Annotated in this window: 19 protein-coding genes; 7 read left to right on the top strand and 12 right to left on the bottom strand. The window is 73.8% G+C overall.

The window, feature by feature from the left end; translation table 11 throughout:
• Positions 1-67: 67 nt before the first annotated feature.
• Together AMK29_RS15560 and AMK29_RS15555 are read right to left on the bottom strand one after the other, a co-directional pair.
• Positions 68-775 carry an ABC transporter ATP-binding protein gene (locus AMK29_RS15560; protein WP_073813129.1) on the bottom strand — a complete coding sequence of 236 codons (708 nt, stop codon included), beginning with the start codon at positions 773-775 and terminating at the stop codon, positions 68-70.
• Positions 776-812: 37 nt separating this feature from the next.
• The gene (locus tag AMK29_RS15555) at positions 813-2,288 is read right to left on the bottom strand and encodes an ABC transporter permease (protein ID WP_073813127.1); all 1,476 of its coding nucleotides are present in this window, start codon (positions 2,286-2,288) and stop codon (positions 813-815) included.
• A gap of 310 nt (positions 2,289-2,598) precedes the next feature.
• Here AMK29_RS15555 and AMK29_RS15550 point away from each other — a divergent pair, with 310 nt between their 5' ends.
• Together AMK29_RS15550 and AMK29_RS15545 are read left to right on the top strand one after the other, a co-directional pair.
• On the top strand, positions 2,599-3,423 hold the full coding sequence (locus AMK29_RS15550) for an MBL fold metallo-hydrolase (RefSeq protein WP_241845381.1): 825 nt from the start codon (positions 2,599-2,601) through the stop codon (positions 3,421-3,423).
• A 135-nt stretch (positions 3,424-3,558) separates the two neighbouring features.
• Entirely contained in the window at positions 3,559-4,155 is a 597-nt protein-coding gene (locus AMK29_RS15545; protein ID WP_073813124.1) for a DUF1349 domain-containing protein, read from the top strand.
• Between the two features lie 145 nt (positions 4,156-4,300).
• Here the strand turns inward: AMK29_RS15545 and dgoD are convergent, their stop codons facing one another.
• The 5 genes from dgoD to AMK29_RS15520 all read right to left on the bottom strand — a co-directional run bounded on the left by dgoD (position 4,301) and on the right by AMK29_RS15520 (position 9,062).
• Complete coding sequence (gene dgoD, locus AMK29_RS15540) at positions 4,301-5,446, bottom strand: galactonate dehydratase (protein WP_073813121.1); 1,146 nt, start codon at positions 5,444-5,446, stop codon at positions 4,301-4,303.
• Entirely contained in the window at positions 5,443-6,195 is a 753-nt protein-coding gene (locus tag AMK29_RS15535) for an SDR family NAD(P)-dependent oxidoreductase (RefSeq protein WP_073813118.1), read from the bottom strand. The genes dgoD and AMK29_RS15535 overlap by 4 nt, the downstream gene beginning before the upstream one ends.
• Positions 6,196-6,354: 159 nt before the next feature.
• Positions 6,355-7,314: a sugar kinase gene (locus AMK29_RS15530; RefSeq protein WP_073813115.1), complete on the bottom strand. Its 960-nt coding sequence runs from the start codon at positions 7,312-7,314 to the stop codon at positions 6,355-6,357.
• On the bottom strand, positions 7,311-7,979 hold the full coding sequence (locus AMK29_RS15525; RefSeq protein WP_073813112.1) for a bifunctional 4-hydroxy-2-oxoglutarate aldolase/2-dehydro-3-deoxy-phosphogluconate aldolase: 669 nt from the start codon (positions 7,977-7,979) through the stop codon (positions 7,311-7,313). Before AMK29_RS15525 ends, AMK29_RS15530 begins: the two co-directional genes overlap by 4 nt.
• A gap of 177 nt (positions 7,980-8,156) precedes the next feature.
• Positions 8,157-9,062 carry an SMP-30/gluconolactonase/LRE family protein gene (locus tag AMK29_RS15520; RefSeq protein WP_073813110.1) on the bottom strand — a complete coding sequence of 302 codons (906 nt, stop codon included), beginning with the start codon at positions 9,060-9,062 and terminating at the stop codon, positions 8,157-8,159.
• A gap of 154 nt (positions 9,063-9,216) precedes the next feature.
• Here AMK29_RS15520 and AMK29_RS15515 point away from each other — a divergent pair, with 154 nt between their 5' ends.
• Positions 9,217-10,494 carry an ROK family protein gene (locus tag AMK29_RS15515; protein WP_073813107.1) on the top strand — a complete coding sequence of 426 codons (1,278 nt, stop codon included), beginning with the start codon at positions 9,217-9,219 and terminating at the stop codon, positions 10,492-10,494.
• A 471-nt stretch (positions 10,495-10,965) separates the two neighbouring features.
• Positions 10,966-11,994 (top strand): LacI family DNA-binding transcriptional regulator, encoded by a 1,029-nt coding sequence (locus tag AMK29_RS15510; protein ID WP_073813106.1) that lies wholly within the window; start codon positions 10,966-10,968, stop codon positions 11,992-11,994.
• A gap of 137 nt (positions 11,995-12,131) precedes the next feature.
• Here the strand turns inward: AMK29_RS15510 and AMK29_RS15505 are convergent, their stop codons facing one another.
• The 5 genes from AMK29_RS15505 to AMK29_RS15485 form a co-directional block, all read right to left on the bottom strand.
• The gene (locus AMK29_RS15505) at positions 12,132-14,423 is read right to left on the bottom strand and encodes a glycosyl hydrolase family 95 catalytic domain-containing protein (protein WP_241845379.1); all 2,292 of its coding nucleotides are present in this window, start codon (positions 14,421-14,423) and stop codon (positions 12,132-12,134) included.
• A gap of 37 nt (positions 14,424-14,460) precedes the next feature.
• Positions 14,461-15,378 (bottom strand): carbohydrate ABC transporter permease, encoded by a 918-nt coding sequence (locus AMK29_RS15500; protein WP_073813104.1) that lies wholly within the window; start codon positions 15,376-15,378, stop codon positions 14,461-14,463.
• On the bottom strand, positions 15,375-16,433 hold the full coding sequence (locus AMK29_RS15495; RefSeq protein ID WP_073813823.1) for an ABC transporter permease: 1,059 nt from the start codon (positions 16,431-16,433) through the stop codon (positions 15,375-15,377). Before AMK29_RS15495 ends, AMK29_RS15500 begins: the two co-directional genes overlap by 4 nt.
• Entirely contained in the window at positions 16,430-18,130 is a 1,701-nt protein-coding gene (locus tag AMK29_RS15490) for an extracellular solute-binding protein (protein WP_073813102.1), read from the bottom strand. The genes AMK29_RS15495 and AMK29_RS15490 overlap by 4 nt, the downstream gene beginning before the upstream one ends.
• Before the next feature lie 1,126 nt (positions 18,131-19,256).
• Positions 19,257-19,715, bottom strand: a complete 459-nt coding sequence (locus AMK29_RS15485; RefSeq protein ID WP_073813099.1) for a pyridoxamine 5'-phosphate oxidase family protein — start codon at positions 19,713-19,715, stop codon at positions 19,257-19,259.
• Between the two features lie 174 nt (positions 19,716-19,889).
• Between AMK29_RS15485 and AMK29_RS15480 the strand changes: the two genes are divergently transcribed.
• Genes AMK29_RS15480 through araD form a run of 3 tightly spaced genes read left to right on the top strand, consistent with a single transcriptional unit; the run spans position 19,890 to position 23,241 of the window.
• Complete coding sequence (locus AMK29_RS15480) at positions 19,890-20,540, top strand: GntR family transcriptional regulator (protein WP_073813096.1); 651 nt, start codon at positions 19,890-19,892, stop codon at positions 20,538-20,540.
• Complete coding sequence (locus tag AMK29_RS15475) at positions 20,537-21,460, top strand: dihydrodipicolinate synthase family protein (RefSeq protein WP_073813094.1); 924 nt, start codon at positions 20,537-20,539, stop codon at positions 21,458-21,460. Before AMK29_RS15480 ends, AMK29_RS15475 begins: the two co-directional genes overlap by 4 nt.
• A complete protein-coding gene (gene araD / locus AMK29_RS15470) occupies positions 21,457-23,241 on the top strand; it encodes an L-arabinonate dehydratase (protein WP_073813091.1) in 1,785 nt (594 codons plus the stop codon). Before AMK29_RS15475 ends, araD begins: the two co-directional genes overlap by 4 nt.
• The last annotated feature ends 7 nt before the right edge of the window (positions 23,242-23,248 follow it).

Below are 23,248 nucleotides of genomic sequence, written 5' to 3'. Positions count from 1 at the left end.
GGGGCACCCACTGACAACGCCTCCGCACGAAGCCTCGCGGCGCGTGCGGTGCGTGCGGCGCGGGTCGTCAGGCCTCGACCGGGTCCGGTGCGGACACCGGGCGTCTCTCCTCGATCGTGATCCGGCCCTTGCGGATCGTGGCGAGACGGGGCGCGCGGCGGGCGATGGCGCTGTCGTGGGTCACCAGGACGAAGGTGAGTCCGTGCTCCTTCCAGAGCCCTTCGAGCAGGTCGACGATCTCGTCACGCATCGACTCGTCGAGGTTTCCGGTGGGCTCGTCGGCGAGCAGTACCTTGGGGCGCTTCACCAGGGCGCGGGCGATCGCCACGCGCTGCTGCTGGCCGCCGGAGAGCTCGGACGGCAGATGCCCGAGGCGGGCGCCGAGCCCCACCGACTCCAGGGCCTCGACGGCACGGCCGCGACGCTCGGACGGGCGAACGCCGAGCGGGACGAGGGCGGTCTCCACGTTCTCCTGGGCGGTGAGTGTGGGGATGAGGTTGAAGCTCTGGAAGACGAAGCCGATGGTCCGGCCGCGTACGGCCGTCAGCCTGCGCTCGGAGAGCCCGGCGAGGTCGGTGCCGTCGAGGAGGACCCGACCGGACGTGGGCCGGTCGAGGCCGCCGAGCATCTGCAGGAGGGTGGACTTGCCGCCGCCGGTGGGGCCCTGGATGACCAGCCGGTCACCCTGGGCGAGGGTGAGGTCGACCCCGGCGAGCGCGTCGACTCTCTCCTGCCCTCGCTGGTACCGCTTGGTGACGCCGATGAGTTCGTACACGGTGCGACTCCTGGATGACGTGGGTGGGCGGGGGCTGCTACGCGACGCGGCGCAGGGCGTCGGCGGGACGCAGGCGCGAGGCGCGCCAGGCGCCGAAGGCACCCGCGACGAGACCGCCGCCGAGGGCGAGGAGGACGGCGAGGCCGACGGTGGCGAGGGAGACCGGGGCGGTGAGGGCGATGTCGACGGTCCTGCCGGCTGCCGTGCCGGCGGGGCCGGCGCCGAACACCGTTCCGCCCCGTCCGCCACCGCCGAACGCGCCCCCTCCTCCGCCCAGTTCGGCGGAGAGCTTCGGGCCCGCGACGGTCACGGCGTACGCTCCGGCCAGGCCGACCGCGATGCCCAGGACGCCGCCGATGACACCGTTGACGAGGGCCTCACCGACCACCTGTCGGGTGACCCGGCCGCTCGTCCAGCCGAGCGCCTTGAGCGTGCCGAACTCGCGGACGCGCCGGGTGACGGCGGCGGAGGTGAGGAGTCCGGCGACCAGGACGGCGGCGAGCAGTACGGCGTACGAGAGCCACCTGCCGACGTTCTCGGCGAGGCCGGCGGCGGTGTCGAGCGAGCCGGACACCGTCTGCGCGAGGTCGGCCGATGTGGTCACCGTGGTGCCGGTGACGTTCTTCTGGATGGCGGCCTTCACCGCGTCGATCCGCGTCGAGTCGGTCGCCTTCACGTAGATCGTGGTGATCTTCGCCGTGGAGGCGGAGAGCGTCTGCGCCTGCTTCAGCGGCAGATAGACCTGGGCGGCGGACTGCCCCCGGTCGGCGGTCGCGAGGCCGACGATCTCGAACTCCACCCCCTTGACGGTGATTTCGTCCCCGAGGGCGAGGTCCTGCTGCTGGGCGTAGGCGCTGTCGACGACGGCGACCTTCGCGTCGGTCTCGGTGGTCCTGAAGGTACGGCCCTCGGAGACCGTGGAGGTGGTGAGCGGGCCGAGGTCGGGCGCCGTGACGTCGGTGCCGTAGAGGGTGAACGAGTCCACGTCGAAGGCCGCGCCGCCGCCGGTGACGGTGTCGCCGGGCCCGGAGCCGCCTCCGGAGCCGCCGCCCGTTCCGCCGCCCGGCTGGGCCGGCTGCGGCTGGCCGCGCTGGATCCGGCCGCGCTCGAACTCCCCGTTGATCTTCAGGTTCACGAGGCTGAGCCCGCCCACCGCCCGGTCGACGCCGGGCTGTCGGCCGACGGTGGCGACGGTGGAGTCCGCGAGGGTCTGGAAGCCCTGGACCATCAGCCGGTCACTGCTCTGTTCCTCGCCGTCCTCCCCGCCCTGGAACTCGAACCGGGGCCGCTGTACGCGCGCGCCCTCCTCGGGCCGTTCCTGCGCCTTGGTCACCGTCAGGTCCGTCCCGAGGCCGTAGAGCGACTCCAGGACCTTGCCCTGGGCCCTGTTCATGCCGGAGGAGACGGAGTTGACGACGATGACCAGCGCGATCCCGAGCGCGAGCCCGGAGGCGACGACGAGCGCCGCCCTTCTGCGGCGGCGCAGTTCGCGCCGGAGGTAGGTGAGGAACATGGGCGTGAAGCTAGGGGCGGTGTGTGATGACGGGATAAGGCCGGAGTGAGAGCGGGATGAGAGCGGAGCGGGGTGGGGTAGGGCGGAGCGCCGGGCGAGTACGTGAACTCCTTCGCCTGTCCGCCCTCCTGATGGCAGAGTCGGAGCGCGGATCGGCGGTCTGCCGCTGACGAGGACCGCACCGAGAGGTGGAATGACGGGGGTGGCGGAGTGACGCGGGACGGCGGGGGACGGCGGGATGACGGGGGTCGGTGGAGTGACGGGGATCGGCGACCCGGCGCGGGGTGGTGGAGTGGCCCGGAGCGGTGATGTGACCGGGTGCCTCGACCTGGCGCGGGACGGGGACGTGACGGCGCTGCTCGACGCCACGGGGGTGTTCTTCAAGTCGGCGCGGGACGCCTTCCCCGGCGCCGGCGCGGCGGACTGGGCGGCCGCGGCCGCGCTCGACCCGGAGGCGTTCGGCCCCGGGGACGCGTGGCGGCTGGCCTTCCGCTGTTTCGCCGTCGCGGATCCGGGCGGTACAGGCGGTTGGACCCTGATCGACGCGGGCGTGGGCCCCGCCGAGGGCCCCGGGGCGCCCTGGTGTCCTGTGCCGGGCCGGCTGCCGGAGCTGCTCGTGACGGCCGGGATCGACCGGGCGGACGTCCACACGGTGGTCCTGACGCATCTGCACGAGGACCACACCGGCTGGGCCGCCGACTCCGCCGGACAGCCCTTCTTCCCCCAGGCCCGGTACGTCGTCCAGCGCGCGGAGACCGCCGCCCTCGACCGGCGGGATCCCGTCTGGGACTGGGTGGTGGAGCCGCTCCGTACCGCCGGGCAGCTGCACGAGGTCGAGGGGAGGCACCGGCTGCGCCCCGGCGTCACGCTCCTGCCGACACCCGGGCACACCCCGGGCCACCAGTCCGTCCTGGTCGAACGGCCGGACGGCCGGGACGTCCTGGTCACCGGCGACCTCCTCGTGCACGCGGTCCAGCTCGCCGCCCCGGGGGTGGCCTACGGCCACGAACGCGACCCGGCCACCGCCCGCGCCTCCCGCGAGGAGCTGCTCGCGCGCGCCGCCGACAGCGGGGCGCTGCTCGCGACGGCCCATCTGTCCCGGCCGTTCGTCGAACCGCGGACGGCTCCCGCCTGACAGCGACCCCGACGGACGGTCAGCCAACCTGACAGCGACCCCGGTGGACGGTCAGGGCTTGGACTTTCCCGCCGGTTCGTGGATCCTTGCCCGATCCCGTAGCGCACTGCCCGACCGGCTCGCGATCATGGCCGTATGAACGACGACGACTCGCTCCCGCTCGCCATGGACTGGGTGAGGGCGCCCAAGGCGTGGTCCCTCGCCGAAGGCGTCCTCTCGGTCACGGCCGCCCCCCACTCGGACGACTTCACCGACCCGGTCGGCGGCGCCGTGCGGCGTGGCGCCGCCGTGGCCCTGACCGATCCGCCGGAGGGCGACTGGCAGCTCTCGGCCCGGCTCCGTGTCGGCTTCGGGTCCGCGTGGGACGCGGGCGGGATCCTCGTGTGGTCGGACGACGACCACTGGGCCAAGCTCACCTTCGAGCTGTCGCACGACGGGCTGCCGAGCGTCTACTCGGTCGTGACCCGCGGACGGTCCGACGACGCCCTCGGGGGCCCGGTCGCGGCGGACGCCTTGTGGCTGCGGATCAGTCGACTCGGCGAGGGTTACGTGTTCCACGTGTCGGACGACGGTGTCTCCTGGCGCCTGGTCCGGCAGTTCGCCCTGGACGGCGCCGGTCCCGCGCGGGTCGGCATCGTGGCGCAGTCGCCCGTCGGTGAGGGCTGCCGTGCCGACTTCGACGAGTTCCGTCTCGCCCCCACGACGCTGGCCCACCTCTTCGACGGCAGGTGACCGCCTGACCGCCGGTGCGTCCCGATCGGCGACGAGATCGGCACCGGCAAGCTCCGGCCCGGAGGGCGACCGGGTCCGGCCGGACCCGGTCGCCACGAGGAAGGGGCGGATCCGCGCGCGGGTCCGCCCCTTCCGGTCGTCGTGACTACCACTCGGCGAGCGAGCCGTCGTCGCGGCGCCAGGCCGGGTTGCGCCAGCGGTGCCCCACCTCGGCGGCCCGCTCGACGGCCATCGCGTCGACCTCGATGCCGAGGCCCGGGCCGGTGGGCAGGGCCACGTGCCCGTCCTCGTACCGGAAGACCGAGGGGTCGACCAGGTAGTCGAGCAGGTCGGAGCCGGTGTTGTAGTGGATGCCGAGGCTCTGCTCCTGGATCAGCAGGTTCGGCGCGGCGAAGCCGACCTGGAGGCAGGAGGCGAGCGCGATCGGACCCAGCGGGCAGTGCGGGGCGAGGGAGACGTCGTACGCCTCCGCCATCGCGGCGATCCTGCGCACCTCGGAGATGCCGCCGGCGTGCGAGAGGTCCGGCTGCGCGACCGCGATGCCCTGGTCGAGGACCTTCTTGAAGTCCCAGCGGGAGTAGAGGCGTTCGCCGGTCGCGATCGGGATCGAGGTGGAGCGGACGATGTCGCCGATGTGGTCGCTCATCTCCGGGACGACCGGCTCCTCCACGAAGAAGGGCAGGTACGGCTCCAGGAGCGGCAGGACCCGGCGGGCCATCGGTGCCGTGAGGCGGCCGTGGAAGTCGATGGCGATGTCGAACTCGTCGCCGACGGCCTCGCGGATCGAGGCGACCCGGTCCACAATGGCCTGGGTGGCGGCGGGGGTGTCGATGAGCCGCAGCTGCGCCGAGGCGTTCAACTTGATCGCGGTGAAGCCCTCGTTCTTGCGGGCCAGGGCCTCCGAGGCGACCTCGTCGGGGCGGTCGCCGCCGATCCAGCTGTAGACGCGGGCGCGGTCGCGGACGTTGCCGCCGAGCAGCTGCCAGACGGGGACGCCGAGGGCCTTGCCGGTGATGTCCCACAGGGCCTGGTCGATGCCGGCGATGGCGCTGGAGAGGATGGGGCCGCCCCGGTAGAAGCCGCCCTTGGTGAGGACCTGCCAGTGGTCCTCGATCTTCATCGGGTCCTGGCCGATGAGGTAGTCGGAGAGCTCGTCGACGGCGGCGGCCACGGTGTGGGCGCGGCCCTCGACGACGGGCTCGCCCCAGCCCGTGATGCCCTCGTCGGTGTCGACGCGCAGGAAGCACCAGCGCGGGGCGACGATGTAGGTGCGCAGGGAGGTGATCTTCACTTGGATTCCTTCTTCACGGTCCAGCCGCCGTCGACGACCAGGTTGGTTCCGGTGATGTAGGCGGCGTCGGCGGAGGCGAGGAAGGCGACCGCGGAGGCGACCTCCTCGGGACGGCCGAGCCGGGCGAGGGCCGTGGCGTCGGCGGAGAGCCGGCGTCCCTCCTCGTCGACGTCGTTCCAGACCTCGGTGAGGATGGGTCCCGGCAGGACGGAGTTGAAGCGCACGTCGGGCCCGTACTCGACGGCCAGTTGCCGGACCAGGGCGCACATGCCGCCCTTCGCGGCGGCGTACGCGGCGTATCCGGGCAGCCCGAAGTCGGCGTGCACGCTGGAGGTGGCGACGAGGCTGCCGCGCTCGGCGCGCAGGTCGTCGAGGAAGGTGCGGGTGGCGAAGTACAGCGCCCGCAGGTTGATGGCCATCTCACGGTCCCAGGTGGCGACGGGGAGCTCGTGGGCGGCGGCGGAGGTGTGGGTGAAGGCGTTGCTGTGGAGGATGGCGACCCGGCCGAAGCGCGCGTGGGTCTCGGCGCGCAGGGCGGTCCAGTCCTCCTCGGAGGCGACGTCGCAGTGGACGTAGGCGGCGCTGCCCCCGTCGGCGCGGATCGCGGCGGCGACGGCCTCGCCGGCCTCGTCGGCGATGTCGGCGACGATCACGGACGCGCCCTCGGCGGCGAGCCGGGCGGCGCTGGCCGCCCCGATGCCGGAGGCCGCGCCGGTGACGACGGCGGTCTGTCCGGAGAAACGGTTCATGGCTGTGGGTTCCTGGTGTTTCCGGGTGCGGATACGGAGGGGAGAGCGCCGCCCGCCCGGGTGCGGGCCCGGCGGGCGGCGCCGTGGCGGTGGTCCGGCCGGGCGGGCGCGGGTCCTACGGCGGTGCGGTCCGGCCGTCGGTGGGGGCCGGGCCGCCGGTCAGCGCGTGATGTCCTGGGCCGTGAGGAGGCCGAGTTCGGCGCGGCGCGGGAGGCCTTCCCAGTCGCCGGGGACCGAGACCGCGAAGGCCCCGCAGACCGCCGCCAGGTGCAGGCACTCCTCCACCGGGGAGCCGTCGAGGACGGCCGCGAGATAGCCGGAGACGAAGGCGTCGCCCGCGCCGACGGGGTCGACGGCGGTGACGGGGACGGCGTGCCGCACGTGGAGCGCGTCGTCGCCGGTGGCCACCAGGGCCCCCTGCGCGCCGAGTTTCAGCACGGCCTGCCCCACCCCGAGCCGGGTGAGGGCGCGGGCCATCCGCTCCGGTGACTCCTCCGGCACGAAGAGCGCCGCCTCCTCTGGACCGGCGAAGACGATGTCGGCGTACGGGAGGAGGCCGGCCAGCGCACCGGCGGCGTCCGCGCGGCTCCAGAGGCGCTCGCGGTGGTTGACGTCGAAGGAGACCGTGACGCCGGCGGCGCGGGCGACCGTGACGGCGCGCTCGACGGCGGCGCGCGCGGTGGCGCTCAACGCGGGGGTGATGCCGGTGACATGGAGCACCCGCGCCCCGCTGATCTGCGCCTCGTCGAGGTCCTCGGGGGCGAGCCGGGATCCGGCGAGCCCGGACCGGTAGTAGCTGACGCGGAGCCGGTCGGCGGTGCGGCGCTCACGGAGCATCAGGCCGGTGGGCGCCGCCGGGTCCGTACGGGCGGCGGAGACGTCGACGCCCTCGCCGCGGAGTCCCGCGAGGATCATCGCGCCCGCCGCGTCGTCGCCGACCCGGCCGGTCCAGGCGGCCGGGTGGCCGAGGCGGCTGACGCCGATGGCGACGGTCGCCTCGGCGCCCGCCCAGGCGAGCCGGAGGGGGGTGCCCGTGGCGAGTGGACCGGGCACGATCGCGGCGGCCACCGCCATGGCCTCGCCGAGGGTGACGAGGGCGGGCGGGCTGCCGGCCGTCATCGGCGTATCCCGTCGAGGAAGGCGGCGGCGCGGTCGGCGAGCGCGGCGAGCGAGCCGCCCTCGCAGGCGTCACCGACGAGGGGGCTGCCGACGCCGAGGGCGCTGGCGCCGGCGGCGAGGTAGGCCGGGGCGTCGGCGGCGCCGATCCCGCCGGTCGGGACGAGGGGGACGTCGGGCAGCGGGGCGCGGACGGCCTTGAGGTAGTCCGGTCCGCCCGTGGCCGCGGGGAAGAGCTTCACCATGGTGGCCCCCGCCCGCCAGGCGGTGAGGATCTCGGTGGGGGTGTACGCGCCGGGGAGGACCGGGACGCCCAGGCGGACGGCCTCCGCGATGACCTCGGTGGAGGTGGTGGGGGTGATGAGGTAGGTGGCTCCGGCCTCGACGGCAGCCTGCGCCTCGGCGGGCGTGGTGACCGTGCCGGCGCCGAGGGCGAGACCGGGCGGGGCGTCGGCGGCGTACTCGCGCAGGGCGTCGAGCACGCCGGGGGTGGTGAGCGTGAACTCGGCGGCGCGGACGCCGGACGCCACCAGGGTGTCGGTGGCCTCGGCGAAGCGGGCGGCGGAGGTGGAGCGGAGGATCGCGATGACGGGGGCGGCGGCGAGGGCGGCCCTGAGCGCGTCGTGCGGGGCGGATCCCTCGTACCGGGTGGCTGTCGGGGTGGTCATGGTGGTGCTTCTTCCTGGGTGCGGGGCAGGGGTGCGGCTCGGGGGCGAGCCGTAGGGGCCGGTCGCGGTCGCGCGGCGCGGAGGTGGCCGTGCGGCTCGGGGAGGGGAGCCGGACAGGTCGGCCGTGGCCGTGCGGCTCGAAGGGTGAGCCGTACGGTTCGGCCGTGGCCGTGCGGCTCAGCGGTCGGCGTACGGCGGGGTGGGCAGGCCGCGGGCGCCGGGGCGGCAGGTGAAGAGGCGGCCCGCGTCGGGTTCCGCGCGGCGGCGGTCCTCGTCGAGGCCCACGGTCGCGGTGGTGATGACGAGGACGTCGAGGTCGGGTCCGGCGAAGGCGCAGCTCGTCACGTGGGAGGCGGGCAGCTCCACGCGCGCGTGGGGGGCGCCGTCGGGGGTGAAGGCGAGCACTTCGGCGCCTCCCCACACGGCGACCCACACGCGTCCCTCGCTGTCGACGGTGAGGCCGTCGGGGAGGCCGCTGTCGATGACCGCGAAGGGGCGGCGGTCGCCGAGGGCGCCGGTCACCGTGTCGTAGGTGAAGACGTCGACCCTGCCGGTGGGGCTGTCGGCGTAGTAGAGGCGGGTTCCGTCGGGGCTCCAGCCGAGGCCGTTGGAGATGGTGACGGAGTCGACGAGGGTGGTGAGGCCCTCGCTGTCGAGGCGGTAGAGGGCGCCGGCGCCGGGGCTCTCGTCGTACGCCATGGTCCCGGCGAGGAGGCGGCCCGCGGGGTCGACGGCGGCGTCGTTCATCCGGCGCGGCAGGCCGTCGTCGGGGAGCACGGGCGCGGCGATCTCGACGGCCTCGGTGACCGGACGGTCCTGCTCCAGGCGCAGGAAGGAGGTGCCGGCCGCGACGAGCAGGGCTCCCGAGGCGCAGGGCAGGACGGCGCCGACGGGACGGTCGAACCGGAGCGTGGCGACGGGCGCGAGGTCGGATCGTCCCTGCTCGTCGGTGAGCGCCGCCCGGTGGACGAGGCCGTCGGGGATGTCGACCCAGAGCAGTTCCTGACGCCGGTCGTCCCAGACGGGCCCTTCCGTCAGACGTCCTGGCAGGGGGGAACAGGGTTCGGCCCTGAGGTGCTGCATCTGGCCTCCTCGGTCGGCGGGTGGTGCGGCAGGCAAAAAACTACGGCTTCGTCTAACGGTTGTAAATATGCCGCCCGCCGCTTCTTCCAACCCTTTGAATAAGATCGCGGTAGCGGAGGCCCACCCGGGGCCGTACGAGCGGAGGACACCAGCCATGCTGAAGCGGACGTCGCAGGACATTCGCCGCCTCAACCGCTTCGAGGTCCTTCGGCGCTTCTACGCGGGGGCCGACGCCGTCAGCCGCCAGGACCTCGCGGCCGCGACCGGCCTCTCCTTCGCCACCGTCGCCAATCTGACCTCCGAACTCCTGGAGGCCGGCGTCCTCGTCGAGGCGGGCCACGAGGACTCCAGCGGCGGCCGCCCCCGCGCACGGCTCGCGGTCAACGCCGACCGGGGCGCGCTGATCGGTGTCGACATCGCCGAGACCAGCGTCCAGGCGGAACTCTTCGACCTGGCCCTGGACGTCCGGCACTCCGTCGCGCGCCCGCTCCCCCCGGGCGACGTCCGGCCCGCCGACGTGGTCGAGCAGCTCGCCGGGTGCGTCGAGGAACTGCTGCGCGTCTCCACGGTGCCCCGCGCGCGCGTGCTCGGCGTGGGCGTCAGCGTGCCGGGCATGGTGGAGCGCGAGGGCGGGGTGTCCTCCTTCTCCCCGTACTGGTCCTGGCACGAGGTGCCGCTGCGCGCCCTGCTCGACGAACGCCTCGGGCTGCCGCTGCGGCTCGACAACCCGCTGCGCGCCAGCACCGTCGCCGAGCTGTGGTTCGGCGCCGGGCGGGAGGTGGACGACCTGGTCGTGCTCACCCTGCGGGCCGGGGTCGGCGCCGGGATCGCGATCGGCGGCCAGCTCTACCGGGGGTTCACCAACAGCGCGGGCGAATGGGGCCACACCTGCCTCGAGATCGACGGCCGGCTCTGCACCTGCGGCAACCGGGGCTGCGTGGAGGCGTACGTCAGCACCCGGGGCATCGCCCAGACCTGGCGCGAGCTGGCACCCGGCGACGAGCGGGCTACCGGCACCGACGACGCGGCCACGGTCGCCGCCCTGGCGCGCGCGGCAGACGACCGGGATCCGACGGCGGTCGAGGTCATCGACCGCACCGGGCGCTACCTGGGCGCGGCGACGGCGAACCTGGTCAATCTGCTCAACCCCCGGGTCCTCGTCCTCGGCAACCAGGTCGTCGACCTGCTCGGCGAGCGCCTGCTGAGCGCCACGTACGAGGCGGTCACCCGGCACGCGCTGCCGCTGCCGCACCGGGCGGCGTCGCTGCGGCGCAGCGCGGTGCCGCACAACGCGGTCACCCGGGGCGCGGCCGCCTTCGCCCTGGAGGGCTTCCTCGACGACCGGGAGGTCTTCGGCCCGGTGAGCCGGATGCGCCAGCCGCGGGAGCGGCGTGACGGCAAGCGGACCGGGTCCGCCGCGGCGGGGGCCTGAGGCGAACGGTCCGGGCAGCCACGGTCCCCCGCGGAACCCGGGCCGGGTCCGCCGGCGGGGGGCCTGAGGCGGACCGCCCGGGCGCCCACGCACCCCGCACGCGAGCCGGACCGACCACCACGAGGGCCCGCGGCGAACCGTCCGGGCGGCCACGGGCCCCCGCTGGACCCGGGCCGGGGTCTGCCAGCGCGGGGGCCCGCGGCGGACCGCCCAGGCGGCCACGCACCCCGCACGCGGACCGGACCGACCACCACGAGGGCCCGCGGCGAACCGTCCGGGCGGCCACGATCCCCCACGAGACCTTCCGTGTCGAAGCGCTTCGATCTGTCTGAGCACGATCTCTGGACACGTCAACTCCTGCGCGTTACGGTCTCGCTGAGCCTGTCGACGTGATCGTCCGACGGATTCGACCGGAGCTCGACAGACGTCGTCGAAGCGATTCGCCTCAGTCACTGCCCGCGGGGAGAACGGATGGTCACGCTTGCCGAGGTCGCCCGGCACGCCGGGGTGTCGGCCAGCACGGTGAGCTACGTCCTCAGCGGCAAGCGGCCCATCTCGGACGACACCCGGCAGCGGGTGCGGGAGAGCATCGACCGGCTCGGCTACCAGCCCCACGCCGGCGCCCGCGCGCTCGCCAGCAGCCGTTCGCGGATCATCGCGCTCATGGTGCCGCTGCGCACCGACATGTACGTCCCGGTGATGCTGGAGATCGCGGTCGCCGTCGCGACCGCCGCCCGGGCCCACGGCTACGACGTCCTGCTCCTCACCGGGGAGGAGGGCCCGGCGGCGCTGCGCCGGGTCACCGGCAGCGGGCTCGCCGAGGCGGTGATCCTGATGGACGTGCAACTCGACGACGAGCGGCTGCCGGTGCTGCGCGCGGAGGGCCCGCCGGCCGTCCTGGTCGGCATGCCCGCCGATCCCGGGGGGCTGAACTGCGTCGACCTGGACTTCGCGGCGGCCGGCGCGCTCTGCGTCGAGCACCTGGCCGGTCTCGGACACCGGGAGATCGCGGTGATCGGCGAGTCCCCCGGTGTCTACGCCCGGCACACGGGCTTCGCCGAACGGACCCTGCGCGGGCTGCGCGACCGGGCGGCCGGGCTCGGGGTGCGGCTGCTGCACCGGCCCTGCGAGGGCGGCCACGACGCCGTGGCGGGCGTGCTCGCCCGGATCTTCGACGAGCGGCCGGCGACCAGTGCCTTCGTCGTGCAGAACGAGACGGCGGTCGAGCCGCTGCTCACGCTGCTGCGGCGCACGGGCAGGGCCGTACCGGAGGACGTGTCGGTGGTCGCGGTCTGCGCGGACCAGATCGCGGCCCAGGCCTCGGTGGCGGTGAGCTCGGTGGCGATCCCGGCGCAGGAGCTGGGCCGCAGGGCGGTCGAGCGGCTCGTCGCCCGCCTGGCCCGGCCGGAGGCGGAGGACGCCGTCGGAGTCGAACTCCTCACGCCCGAGCTGACCGTACGGGACAGCTCGGGACCCTCGCCACGGACGCTCGGGAGCTGAGCGCCGACGCGTCACCCGCGCGGCGCGAGGTGGTTCGCGTTCCTCGGGAGCCGGCACGCGCCGGTCCGTGCGCGCACTCCGGGAGACCGCCCGTCCCCGCGCGTGTCCTCGGGACCTGCCGGTCCCCTGCCGTGCGCTCAGGAGCCGAGCGTCCGTTCCTCGCCCGCGCGCAGTGCGAGGCGGGTCGTGCCCGTCGGGGACCTGAGGTCGATGTCCGCGTCCCGGTCGGGACGGAGGACCGCGCGGTACGACCCCGGTGACCACGTCAGGTCCAGGCGGGCGCCGAAGCGGGTCCGGACGCCCGTGAGCCGGCCGCGTGGGCACCGGTCCGGTGGCGCGGGCAGCAGGACGAGCCGTCCGGGCGCGGACTGGACGAGGGCCTCGACGAGGAGCGCGGGCAGGGCGTGGGCGGCGTCGGCGTTGTAGACGTCGCGGGCCGGGTAGTGCGCGCTCATCAGGGAGTCGTGGAAGTGGTCGCCGGTGAGGACGCGCGCCAGCGCGGCGCCCGTGCGCCCGGCGTCCCCCAACCGGGCCGCGATCAGGCCGTGGTGGAGGTGCCCGTGGGCCGAGTCGTTCTCGGTGCCCCGGAGTTCGAGGGCGCGCCGGGCGGCCGCGGCGAGGGCGGGGGTGTCGTACGGGTTGATCTCGTCCAGCGGCCAGACGGGGTAGAGGTGGCTGAGATGCCGGTGGTCGTAGCGGTCGCGGAGTCCGGGCCGGGCCCACTCGGCGAGCGCTCCGTCGTCGTTGACCCGGTACTCCGGGAGCCGGTCGGCGAGCGCCCGCAGGCGGGCCGCGTCCCGCGCCGGGGCGCGGTCGGCGGCGGCGCGCAGGGCGTGCCGGGCGGCGGCGATGTCCATGGTGGCGTTGACCGCGCCCGCGCTCCCTCCGCGCGGCCGGTTCTCCGGCGAGTAGGAGGGGACGATCGCGATCCGCCCGTCGGGACCGGTGCGGGTGAGGAAGTCCTCGTAGAAGAGCGCCAGTTCGGCGAGGAGTTCCGTCGTCCTGGGGTCCTGCCGTCCGCTCGCCTCCTCGGCGTCGAGGAGCGGCTTGAGGAGCCAGTCGGCACCCGCCGTCCACAGGTGGAGGGGGTATTCCCGGCTGAAGTGGTACGCGTGCCCGGAGACGCCGTCCGTGTGGGCGGGGGCGACGACGCCACGGGCGCCGAAGATCGCGCGGGCGTTGTCCCGCCAGTCCCCCGCCTGCCCGTGCAGCAGGGCCGCGTGGGCGTCCGTCACCTCGGGGAGGTCGGCGGCGACGGCGGACGCTGTCTGGAGGTTGAGGTTGGCGTCGGTGGTGTACGCCCCCGACCAGGCCGTCTCCCAGTCGCCCGTCCAGAGGCCGGTGAGCCGGGGCGGACCCGTACCGGAGGAGGAGAGCAGGTGGTAACGGCCCGCGGCGAAGAGGCGTTCCAGGAGGGCGGTGCTGTCGGGCCGGCGCAGCAGGGCCGAGCCCGGCAGGGCCCGTTCGGTCTCGTCCGCGCCGAGGTCGAGGGTGACACGCCGGTAGGCGGCGCCGTGCAGGGCGGTGTGACGGGCGAGCAGCCGGGCGTGGAGGGAGGCGGGGTCGGCGGACGACCCGCCACCCGCCAAAGTCCGCAGGGCCTCTGTCTCCCCGGTCGGGTCGAGATCCCCCTCGTGCCGCCGTACCCGGGTGAGGAGCAGCAGCCGCTCGGCACCTTCGACGCGGATGCCGGAGGCCGTGACGGTGGTGCGTCCGGTGTCGGTGAGCAGGAGGGTGAGGCCGGTGTAGCCGGCGGTGCTGCCGGGGTAGCGGGCCCGCAGGGTGAGGACGGTCTCCCCGCGGGCGGTGGCGACGCCGCGGCCGGCCCCGAGGTCGGCGGGGACGCCGGGGAGCCGGTGGTCGAGCTCGATCTCGACGACGGGGCCGGGGGAGGTCACGTACTGGACGATGACGTCGTCGGCGCGGGAGACGAAGACCTCCGCCCGCCGCTCCCCGTACCGGCAGGAGACGACCCCGGTCGCGAAGTCGACGGCGCGGCGCACGGGGAGGGCGGGGACGGCGGGCGCACGGCGGATCCGGGTCAGGAACCCGGGGTGGAAGGGCCGCACCCAGCGCAGCGGCCGCCCGTCCGTGAATTCGTCGGCGGCCCACCGGTCACCCGCGAGCAGGGCGTCCTGGAGGGCGGGCAGTGCGGCGGCGAGCCGGGGCGGCGCGGTGGTGCCGGGCGGGTTGTTCGGCCGTACGAGGGTGTGGTGGGTGACGATCAGCCGGTCGTCCTCGGGGTCGCCGAAGACCAGCGCGCCGTGCCGGCCGTTTCCGGCGAGGAAGGCGTCCTCCCAGCGGGCGGCGGGCGCCGGTTCCCAGGTGCCGTGGCGGACGGACGCCTCCTCGCCGCCAGGACCGGTCCCGGTTCCGGCCGCGGTCCCGCGGGCGCGGCGCGTTCGGGTCATGTCGTCGGGGCTCGGCATCGGGCTCTCCCTGGGAGGTGAGGGCTTCGGGGTGGGCTCAGCCCTTGACGGCGCCGGTGAGCATGCCCTTCCTGAAGTGCTTCTGGACGAGGGGCGAGAGGACGGCGACGGGGAGCAGGGCGAGGACCATGACGGCCATCTGGACCGCGAGTCCGGAGAGGTTCCCCGCCTTCACGGCCTGGCCGAGGCCGACGGGGATCTCCTGCTTCTGCACGAGCTGGATGAGGACGTTCTGCAACGGCATCATGTTCTGGTCGCTGAGGTAGATGGAGGCGTTGAACCAGGCGCTCCAGTAGCCGACCGCGTAGAACAGGGTGATGACGGCGATGACCGCCCGGGAGAGCGGCATCACGATCTGCCAGAGGATCCGCAGGTCTCCCGCGCCGTCGATACGGGCGCTGTCGACGAGTTCGGGTGAGACCCCCATGAAGAAGCCGCGCAGGACGAGGATGTTGAAGACACTGACGGCGCTCGGGAGGATCAGCGCGAGATAGGTGTCGGTCAGCCCGAGCGTCTGCACCAGCAGGTACGTGGGGATGAGGCCGGCCCCGAAGAACATGGTGGCCATCAGGGTCAGCAGGATGAAGCGGTGGCCGAGCGAGCCGGGCCGGGAGAGTCCGTACGCGCAGAGGATCGACACGGCCATCGAGAAGAGCGTGCCGGTCAGGGTGACGAGGACGCTGACGACGGCGGCGCGGGTGACCTGCCCGCCGCCGAGGAGTTCCTGGTAGGCGATGAAGGTGAGGTCCCTGGGGACGATCACCAGACCGCCGGTCTCCGTGATCGTCTTCTTGGAGGAGAGGCTGGTGACCACCACGATCCACAGCGGGAAGAGGACCGCGAGGCAGGCGAGGACGAGGACCGCGCCCTTGGCGGCGAGGCCCGCCCTGCCGGGCGGCTCCTCCCAGACGGGTCGGGCGGGCGCCGCCCACCGGGACCTGGGACGCTGGTTCACTTCCGGTACACCCCCTGCTCGCCCATGAGGTGGGCCATCTTGTTCGCCGACAGGACGAGGACGAGGCCGACGACACCCTTGACGAGACCGGCGGCGGCCGCGTAGCTGAAGTCCTGGCTGCGCAGGCCGGTCCACCACACGAAGGTGTCGAGGACCTCGGCCGCACCCGGCCCGACGGCGTCGCGCTGGAGCAGCAGCTGTTCGAAGCCGACGGTCAGTGCGTCGCCGACGCGGAGGACGAGCAGCAGCGCGATGACGGGCCGCAGGGCGGGCAGGGTGACGTGCCACATCCGGCGCCACCGCCCGGCGCCGTCCATGGCGGCGGCCTCGTACAGGTCCTGGTTGACGGCGGCGAGCGCGGCGAGGAAGACGATGACGCCCCAGCCCGCGTCCTTCCAGATGCCCTCGGCGGTGACGAGGAACTTGAAGATCCCCGGGTCGGTCATGAGGTCGAAGCCCTCGTAGCCGTGCTGTCGGAGGGTCTGCGCGATGATGCCGGCCCCGCCCAGGATCTGCTGGAAGACCGTGATGACGAGCACCCAGGAGAAGAAGTGCGGCAGGTACAGGACGGCTTGGACGACCGCCCTGACCCGGGGCCGCAGGACGCTGTTGACCAGCAGGGCGAGCGCGATGGGCACCGGGAAGAAGAGCAGCAGCTGGAGGAGGAAGAGGACGAGGGTGTTCTCGACGGCGTGCCAGAACCCGGGGTCGGAGAAGACCCGTTCGAACTGGGCGAGTCCGACCCATGGGCTCTCCAGGACGGCGGTGACGCCGTTGGTCGAGACGTACGGGTCGTAGTCCTGGAAGGCGACCACGTTCCCCAGGATCGGGACGTAGTGGAAGACGACGACGAGGGCGAGGGCCGGGACGGTCATGAGGAGGAGGGTCCGGTCGCGCCGGAGCCGCCGGCCGAGCGGGACGCGCCCGTCCGTACGGCTCCGGCGGCGGTCCGTACGGCGCTGGCGGCGGCCCCGGCGGTCGCCGCGCGGGGGCCGGCCGGCGGTGGCCCGCGCGGCCGGGTCGGCTCTCCGGGTGTCGAGCGTGCTCACGGTCAGCTCGCCGCGGAGCCGGTGGCGTCGAGGAGCTTGCGGTACCAGTCGCGGAGCTGGTCGCCGCCCTTCGTCTTCCACTCGGAGACGGCCTGCTGCATGTCGGAGACCTTCTTGCGGCCGCGGACGACGTCCTTCTCCAGCTGCTCGAAGTCGTTCATGAGTCCGGTCCACCGGGACGGCTCGGTGACGGTCATGCCGTAGAAGGAGGACTTGGAGGTGACGGCGCCCATGCGCTGCTGCCACTCGATCATGGCCCGGGTGACGTCGGGGGTGTCGGGGTGGGCGATGTAGGGGGCGGGGCTCGCGACGAACATCCAGGAGCTGCTGACCTCCTGGTTCCCCTGGTCGGTCTTGACCGGCAAGCCGTCCTCGACGGTGTGGTGGACGCCCTCGACGCCGTAGTCGGTGAGCATCCGCTCCTTGGTGCCGTAAGGGGCGGCGGTGAAGTCGGCGATGGCGAGGACGTCCTCGATCACCGCCTTGGAGCTGCCCTTCCTGACGAACGCCCAGATGTTGGCCGGGTTGGTGGCCCACAGCTTCGGCAGCCCGCCCGCGTGGCCGGGGATGTCCATCGCGCCCATGGCGAACGACGGGTTCTGCGCAGCCTGTTCGGAGGACTTGGCGTACCAGTGGGAGAGGTCGTTGTTGTAGATCAGACACTGGCCGGCGGTGAAGCGGTTGCCGGTGTCCCCCTGGTTCTGGGTCTTCTCGTCGGGGTGGACGACCCCGGCGTCGTAGAGCTTGCGGGTCCACTCCAGGGCTTCGAGGTACTCGGGGGTCTCGATACGGTTGATCATCTTGCCGTCGACCAGGTGCCAGCCGAGCGCCTTGTCGCTGCCGGACAGCACGCCGAACATGTTGTACGCCGTCCAGGTCATGTCCCCGCAGGCCCACACCTTGGCCCTGGCGCTGGTGATCTCCTTGGCGAGGGCCAGGAACTCGTCGGCGCTCCGCGGGAGTTGCCAGCCCTTCGCCTCGAAGAGGTCCTTGCGGTAGAAGGGCGCGATGTTGGTGACGTAGGAGGCCGGCATGGGCAGGCCGCGCAGCTTGCCGCCGAACAGGGAGCGCTGCCAGGCGTCGGTGGGGATCGCCGCGAGGTTGGGGTAGGCCTTGACCTTGTCGCCGGAGAGGTACGGGCCGAGGTCCTCGAACTTGGCGTCGATGGCGCTGGGGATCTTGCCGCCGAGGTTCCAGCCGGGGACGACGACCACGTCGGGGATCTCGCTGGAGGCGAGGACGGCGCCGAGCTTCTGGTCGTAGACGTTCCCGTCCTGGTTCTGCCAGGTCGCCCGGACGCCGATGGCCTCGTTCATGGCCGCGTAGTACGGGTTGCCGGGGGCGGGCGGGGGTCCCCAGAAGGGGGCCATGATGGTGACGGCGCCGCCCTTGCCCCGCTTGGCGGCGACGGAGGCCTTGAGCTGGGCGCTCGGCAGGGCGCGGGTGAAGCCGGCCGCCGAGCCGTTCTTCGGGGCGATGTCGGGGGCGACGACGGTGCTGGGGACGAAGGCGGGGAGGAGCTTCGCCGCGTCCTTGCCGCTGGTGGTGCCGTCCTTCTTCCCGTTGTCCGTTCCGCCGCCGCAGGCCGTGAGCAGCGGTGCGCCGCCCGCGACCGCCGCGGCGGCGACGGCGGTGGAGGCGAGGAAGCCCCGCCGGCTCGGGGGAGATGTCCGGGAGCCCTTGGAGACGGCGTTCGGCGTCATTGCGTCAACCCTTCATGGCACGCGCCAGGACAAACGGCGACCGCGGAGGTGCCGGCCGGCGGCGGTGGTGGAGATGGTGCGGGCGGGGCGAACCCCGGGCGCTGTCGACGGGTGAGTCGAAGCGCTTCGACATTGCTGCGAGGTTAAGTGAACGTCACAGGCGCGGCAAGAGTCGTTCCCGATAAACTCCACCGGTTTCAGCCCCTGCGAGTCAGGTCAACTGGGGCGCGAAGGCGAGGACATGAGCGTGAGAGACCTCTGGTCAGGCGCGATGCGGGACGGGATTGTCGAAGCGCTTCGAATTCGCTGGGTGCGGAGGAAGGTGCCGGATCGGGCCGCGTACCACCGAGGACGACGGGAGCCATGGGACGGGCACCTCCTTCGCGGCGGGGGACGGGTGGCTACGTCTCTGTCGCCGCCGGGCGCGGGAAGGTTGCCGCGTCCCCGGAATCCGTGCGGGATGGTTGCCGCGCCCCCGAGTCCGTGCGGAAGCTCCCCTGCGTCCGCGCCCGGCGCGAACGTCCGCCCGCTCCACGGCCCGTCGGCCTCGCGGCGGGCGGGGACGGCCGCGAGGCCGACGGACAGGGCGGCCGCGACGAACCCGGCACCGCCCCGGAACGGACCCAGGGGCCCGGCCGCGGTGCCGAGGGTGGCGGCGCCGAACAGAGGTCCCACGACGGCGCCGAGGTCGAGAGCGGTGGCGTAGGCACCGGCCCTGGTGGGGCCTACGCCACCGCGTACAGGGCGCGGGCGATCAGGGTGCCGTCGAGCGCGAACTGCAGTGAGCCCTGCACCAGGACGAGACCGACCAGGACGGCGGGCCGCTCCGCGAGCAGGCCGACGGCGGGCCGGCCGACGAGCGGCAGTCACCCCGCCACGGCGAGGACCGGGCCGCTCCGCGAGCAGGGCGACGGCGGGCGGCGGGCGGCGGGCGGCGGGCGGCGGGCGGCGGGCGGCGGGCGAGCAACAGTAGCCCCGCGACTGCGGGCCGCTCCGCGAGCAGGGCGACGGCAGAGCGGCCGGCGAGCAGCAGCACCCCCGCCACGGCGGCCGCTCCGCGAGCGGCAGCACCCCCGCCACGGCGAGGACCAGACCGGGTCGCCGGTCGGAGAGGCGGCCCGGCGCCTCAGACCACCCAGACGCCGCCCCGCATGAGGTGGCGGCCGGCGAGTTCGGGTTCCTCGTGCCAGGCCTCCACGGCGGTGGGACGGACGCGGAACCAGACGTACGCGGGGCCCGAGCCGCGGGGGTCCCAGCCCGACTTCGCCGCGAACTCCTCGATCACCGCCGTCGGGACCTCCGCGACGGGGAGCGTCGTCACGTCGCCGTCGAGCAGCACGACGTCCCGGGTGTGGCCGAGCGCGAGGCGCGTCCGGCCTCCGCCGGCGAGGTTGCGTCCGGTGGGGTTGGTCAGCCGGGTGCAGAGCCAGACGTCCTGCCCGTCCCAGTGGAAGGCCAACGGCACGAGGTACGGCGTCCCGTCGCCGGCGGCGGAGGCCACCCAGATGTCCACCTCCTCCGTCAGGCGTGCGAGGACGTCCTTCTTGCGCTGCTCCGGACCTCGTACCGTCCGCGTGTTCGTCATGGACCCGACCCTAGGGGGTGCCCCGCCGGCCGGGCCGGGAGGGAGGCCTGGCCCCGCATCGTAGAAAACGCTTGCGTGAAGCATTGACGAAACACCCACGCCCCCCTAGCTTCATGCCCGTTGCACTTCGTACGTCATATATGAGACGCGATACATGAGATCTGAGAGCGCGCCATGTCCTTCGCCCCCAGTCCCATCCCCTCCCGCACGCAGTACGTCCTCGAAGCGATCAAGCACGACATCCTCACCGGCGGACTCAGACCCGGCCAGGCGCTCGTGGAGACCGAACTCGCCGCGCGGTTCGGGGTGTCGAAGACCCCGGTCCGCGAGGCGCTCAAGACCCTCGCGGGCAGCGGACTCGTGGTGATGAGCCAGTACAAGGGCGTCACGGTCCGGATGGTCGACGCGGACATGGCCCGCGCCGTATACGACGTGCGGCTGCTCCTGGAGCCCGAGGCGGTCCGCCGCGCCGTCGCCTCCCGCGCCCCGCTCGACACGGCCCACGAGGCCCTGCGGCGGGCGGCGGGAGCCGAGGACCCGGCCGAACGGTCGCTGGCCAACCGGGACTTCCACCGCGCGCTCTACCTGCCCTGCGGCAACCCGCTGCTCGGCCGCATGCTCGACGAGGTCCGCGACCAGGCCGCGCTCGTCTCCACCGTCGCCTGGGCCGCCGTCCCGTCCTGGGAGCGCGAGGCGGCGGAGCACGAGGAGATCCTGCGGCTCGCCGCCGCGGGTGACGTCGACGGCGCCGGCCGGGCCGTCCACGACCACATCGCCTCGTTCGTCGAGCGCGCCTTCCCCCACTCCCCCCTGGACAGCGAATGAGCGGGCAGCACGTGAGCATCGATTTCGAGACCCGGCGAGCGGCCCTCGCGGACGTCGTGGCCATCCCGGTCACCCCGTTCGCCGAGGACGGTTCCGTGGACACCGCCACCTACCGCGCGCTGCTGCGCCGGCTGCTCGACGGCGGGGTGCGCACCCTCACACCGAACGGCAACACCGGGGAGTTCTACGCCCTCACCCCCGAGGAGCGCCGCTTCCTCACCGAGGTGACCGTCGAGGAGGCCGGCGACCGGGCCGCGATCCTGGTCGGCGTCGGCCACGACGTGCCGACGGCCGTGGAGGCCGCCCGGCACGCCCGGGAGGTCGGCGCCGGGATGCTGATGGTCCACCAGCCGGTCCACCCGTACGTCTCCGAGAGCGGCTGGGTCGACTACCACCGGGCCATCGCGGAGGCCGTCCCGGAGCTCGGTGTCGTCCCCTACATCCGCAACCCGCTGCTGAGCGGGGCCCGGCTCGCCGAGCTCGGCGCCGCCTGCCCCAACGTCATCGGGGTGAAGTACGCCGTCCCCGACGCGGCCCGGTTCGCCGGCTTCGCCCGGGACGCGGGCCTCGACCGGTTCGTGTGGGTGGCGGGCCTCGCCGAGCCGTACGCCCCCGCCTACTTCGCGAGCGGCGCCACCGGCTTCACCTCCGGCCTGGTCAACGTCTCCCCGGCGGTCTCCCTGGAGATGCTGGGCGCCCTGCGGGCGGGCGACTATCCGGCCGCCATGAAGGTGTGGGAGCGGATCCGCCGCTTCGAGGAGCTGCGCGCGGCGAACGGCAGCGCGGACAACGTGACCGTGGTCAAGGAGGCCCTCGCCTCCCTCGGTCTCTGTCGCCGCGCCGTCCGCCCGCCGAGCCGGGAACTCCCGGAGAGCGAGCGGGCCGAGGTCGCCGCGATAGCCGCCGGCTGGTCGGCATGAGCGGCCCGGAGACCCGGCCCCCCGCGCAGGGGGCACCGGAAGGCCGGCGGGAAGCGCCCGGAGGGCGGCGGCCCGAGGAGCTCCGCAGCCACCAGTGGTACGGCACGGACGGGCTGCGTTCGTTCAGCCACCGCGCCCGCACCCGGCAGCTCGGCTATCTGCCCGAGGAGCACCTCGGCAAGCCGGTGATCGCCGTCCTCAACACCTGGTCCGACATCAACCCGTGCCACGTCCATCTGCGCGACCGCGCCCAGGCCGTGAAGCGGGGAGTGTGGCAGGCCGGCGGGTTCCCGCTGGAGTTCCCGGTCTCCACGCTCTCGGAGACCTTCCAGAAGCCGACCCCGATGCTCTACCGCAACCTCCTCGCGCTGGAGACGGAGGAGCTGCTGCGCTCGTACCCGGTGGACGGGGCCGTGCTGATGGGCGGCTGCGACAAGACGACCCCGGCGCTCCTCATGGGCGCGGCGTCGGTCGACCTGCCGACCGTGTTCGTGCCGGCCGGGCCCATGCTGCCGGGACACTGGCGGGGGGAGACCCTCGGCTCCGGTACGGACATGTGGAAGTACTGGGACGAGAAGCGGGCCGGTCTCATCGGCGACTGCGAGATGGCGGAGCTGGAGAACGGGCTCGCCCGCTCCCCCGGCCACTGCATGACGATGGGCACGGCGTCCACGCTGACGGCCGCCGCCGAGACCCTGGGCGTGACCGTGCCGGGTGCCTCGTCGGTGCCGGCGGTGGACTCGGGGCACGACCGGATGGCGGCGGCCTCGGGGCTGCGGATCGTGGAGCTCGTACGGCAGGACCTCCGCCTCTCGCGGCTCCTGACGAGGGAGGCGTACGAGGACGCGGTCGCGGCGGTGCTCGCGCTCGGCGGCTCGACCAACGCGGTCATCCATCTGATCGCGATGGCGGGGCGGTCGGGGGTGACGCTGACGCTCGACGACTTCGACCGGATCGCGCGGACGGTCCCGGTGCTCGCGAACCTGCGGCCGGGCGGCCGGTATCTGATGGAGGACTTCCACTTCGCGGGCGGGATGACGGGCTTCCTGTCCCGGCTGACCGACGTCCTGCACCTGGACCGGCCCACCGTCTCCCACACCACGCTGCGGGAGCAGCTCGACGGTGCCCTCGTCCACGACGACGAGGTGATCCGGGAGCGGTCGAGGCCGCTGGCCGCCGAGGGCGGGGTGGCGGTGCTGCGCGGCAACCTCTGTCCCGACGGCGCCGTCATCAAGCACATCGCGGCCGAACCGCACCTGCTCAAGCACACCGGTCCGGCGGTCGTGTTCGACGACTACCGCACGATGCAGCGGACGATCGACGACCCGGCGCTCGGCATCACGGCCGAGCACGTGCTCGTGCTGCGGGGCGCGGGCCCCAAGGGCGGGCCCGGGATGCCGGAGTACGGCATGCTGCCCATCCCGCGCCACCTCCTGGAGCAGGGGGTCCGGGACATGGTGCGGATCTCCGACGCGCGGATGAGCGGGACGAGCTACGGGGCGTGTGTGCTGCACGTGGCGCCCGAGTCGTATGTCGGCGGTCCCCTCGCCCTCGTCCGTACGGGCGACACGATCACCCTGGACGTCGCGGCGCGCTCGCTCCACCTGCACGTCACGGACGAGGAGCTGGAGAGTCGGCGGGCCGCGTGGACACCGCCGCCGCCCCGGTACGAACGCGGCTACGGCGCGCTCTACATGGAGCAGATCGCGCAGGCCGACACCGGTTGCGACTTCGAGTTCCTGGCGCGGCCGGGCGCCACCCCCGATCCGTACGCGGGCTGAGACCCCG

It is taken from the genome of Streptomyces sp. CB02261, from assembly GCF_001905665.1.
Taxonomy (GTDB): domain Bacteria; phylum Actinomycetota; class Actinomycetes; order Streptomycetales; family Streptomycetaceae; genus Streptomyces.
Note: the sequence above shows the minus strand (reverse complement) of the source record. Positions and strands in the feature narration are given on the sequence as shown.